This is a genomic window from Enterobacter cloacae complex sp. IR5401, assembly GCF_049238425.1.
In the GTDB taxonomy this organism is placed as follows: domain Bacteria; phylum Pseudomonadota; class Gammaproteobacteria; order Enterobacterales; family Enterobacteriaceae; genus Enterobacter; species Enterobacter hormaechei_C.
Window position 1 is genome coordinate 1 of record NZ_JBMKHN010000047.1, and the last position, 1360, is coordinate 1360.

Sequence of the window (1360 nt, forward strand, 5' to 3'; positions counted from 1 at the left end):
AGGGGTCGGTTCCGGCTGAGGGCGAAATGACACCCTAAGCTTTCGGTTCCTTGGGCCAAAGATATTCGCCAGTCAGTAGAATGTGCGCCCAGCCCAATGGGGATATGTGGGGAAGAAATTCAGGGGGAACATCCAACCCTTCGTTCCGCCGCTCCGTGACGGCATGACCAAGATGGACGGTATTCCAGTAAATGATCACCGCAGTCAATAAATTGAGCCCAGCGATTCGGTAGTGCTGCCCCTCTGTCGTGCGATCGCGAATTTCCCCCTGCCTCCCGATACGGAGCGCATTTTTGAGCGCATGGTGGGCCTCTCCCTTGTTAAGACCGATCTGAGCACGCCGCTGCATGTCCGTATCCAGGATCCACTCAATAATGAAAAGGGTCCGTTCAATACGACCAACTTCACGAAGCGCAACTGCAAGGTTGTTTTGTCGTGGGTAAGAAGCGAGCTTGCGCAGGAGTTGGCTGGGCCTGATTTTGCCAGCGGTCATCGTCGCGGCACAACGGAAAATATCAGGCCAGTTCGCAACGATAAGATCCTCCCGGGCTTTTCCACCTACCAACTTGCGTAACTCCCTGGGGGTCGTATCGGGATTAAATACGTACAACCGCTTCGATGGCAGATCCCTGATTCGCAGAACGAGATTGTAGCCGAGCAGGCTACTGGCTCCGAACAAATGGTCGGTGAATCCTGCTGTATCGGCATACTGTTCGCGAACATGGCGACCGACCTCGTTCATCAGTAGTCCATCGAGAATATACGGTGCCTCGCTCACGGTCGCCGGGATCGACTGACAAGCGAATGGCGCGAACTGGTCGCTTACGTGAGTATACGCTTTGAGGCCGGGAACAGAACCATATTTGGCATTGACCATGTTCATGGCTTCGCCATGCCGCGCTGTCGGGAAAAACTGACCATCGCTCGATGCTGACGTGCCCATCCCCCAGACGCGTGACATCGGCAGTTTACCCTGCGCGGCCACCACAATTGCCAATGCCTGGTTCATGGCTTCGCTTTCAACATGCCAGCGGGCAAGGCGTGAGAGCTGCCAGTAATCATGCGTGTTTGTAGCTTCCGCCATCTTACGCAGGCCCAGATTGAGCCCTTCAGCGAGCAGGACGTTGAGCAGACCGATCCGGTCGCGACATGGAGCCCCGGTTCTCAGATGGGTAAACGCATCTGTGAAACCAAGGGCTGCATCAACTTCAAGCAGCATGTCGGTAATCCGAACGGACGGCATTCGGCGATACAGATCCAGTATGAGTGCCTCGGCACCATCCGGCACGTCTGCTGTCAACCTGTCGATCCGCAACGTTCCATCTTCTATGCTACCGTGCGGAATAGTGCCGTTACGGGC

Annotated in this window: 1 pseudogene; it reads right to left on the reverse strand. The window is 55.6% G+C overall.

The features are described 5' to 3' along the window. Positions 1-34: 34 nt before the first annotated feature. Positions 35-1360 (reverse strand): annotated as a pseudogene (locus ACOTX1_RS23750) (Tn3-like element Tn5403 family transposase); the annotation flags it as partial.